Origin of the sequence: Streptococcus sp. HMSC071D03, assembly GCF_001812125.1 — a bacterium.
Classification (GTDB): Bacteria; Bacillota; Bacilli; order Lactobacillales; family Streptococcaceae; genus Streptococcus; species Streptococcus pseudopneumoniae_N.
The window spans coordinates 1-1,043 of record NZ_KV807692.1 but is presented as its reverse complement, the minus strand read 5'-3'; the positions used below and the strand labels follow the sequence as shown (position 1 = coordinate 1,043).

Here is a 1,043-nt window from a genome sequence, read left to right as displayed (position 1 = left end):
CCCGACACAAACTTGTGTCCTTTTGGCTATCCGTTTCCAGTCGCCCAACGATAAAGAGATTCACGCCACCGACCGTATCGCTGAGGCGCCTCCAAAACAGTATAACATAGTTTTGACAGATTTTCACAACACATATTATAATTAACGTATGAAAATATAGTGCGCAAGCACACCGAAGCCCCTAAGGAATCCAGTTCCCTAGGGGCTTTTTGTTTCCACTGCGAAGCGCAAACAAAAAGAGAGCTTAAGCTCTCTTCACACATTATCGGCTTCCTAACAGAGTTCCAATCAAAAAACCAACGACAGGTAAAAGCCACATACGCAATCTCCTTTTTATTTATTTTAATACTATGATATCATTAAAAACACAAATAGTAAAGCGTTTTCAAAGCCAAAAAAGATGTTCTATAGGTTCTTTTAAAACTTTAGCTAATTTTAAAGCTGTTTCTACGGATGGTATTGTTTTATTATTTTCTATTAAGCCTATCATTTGCCTTGAAGTATTTATTTTTTTAGCTAATTCTTCCTGTGTCAACCCCTCTCTAACTCTAAATTGCTTTATATTGTTTTGATAATTATTTTTTTCTAACATACTTATCACCTCTTTTTTACTTCTTCACTAGCTATTACCCCGCATACGCTTACTTTATTCCAATTTCCTCTTGCCAGCAAGTAACCTTTCGCTGATTTTTTCGACTTCGTGTTCTGATCGCAAGCTTTCAGCCTTGCGACCCAGACACATTCAGTCTAAATCGCTCAGCTTACTGGCAAGAGTTTTCTCGGCATAAATCGCTCAAAGCTCTGGTCCTTGAAAATCTCTGTCTACTGAGAAAGTTTTGCCTGTTTCTAAAGCTATTATTCGGTCATTCAGCAATTCTATTTCTTTTTCAGTCAAAACATCTGACAGTTTATCTAGGACATCCGCTTTTTCTTTGTAAGTCTTAAATTTGTCATCAAAGCCTTTATTTTTGGCTTCTGCCAACTTCAAATCAAACTTTACTTTCCCTAGTTCCGTATCTTTCATCTCCAACTGCCTTCTCAAA

General features: G+C 37.1%; 2 protein-coding genes. Both read right to left on the bottom strand.

What is annotated here, in order from left to right; all coding sequences use genetic code 11:
- Positions 1-385: 385 nt before the first annotated feature.
- A complete protein-coding gene (locus HMPREF2837_RS00630) occupies positions 386-592 on the bottom strand; it encodes a helix-turn-helix transcriptional regulator (RefSeq protein WP_075230506.1) in 207 nt (68 codons plus the stop codon).
- 201 nt (positions 593-793) lie between these two features.
- Positions 794-1,043, bottom strand: a 250-nt coding sequence (locus tag HMPREF2837_RS00625; protein WP_222565271.1) for a hypothetical protein, incomplete at its 5' end; no start/stop codon positions are given.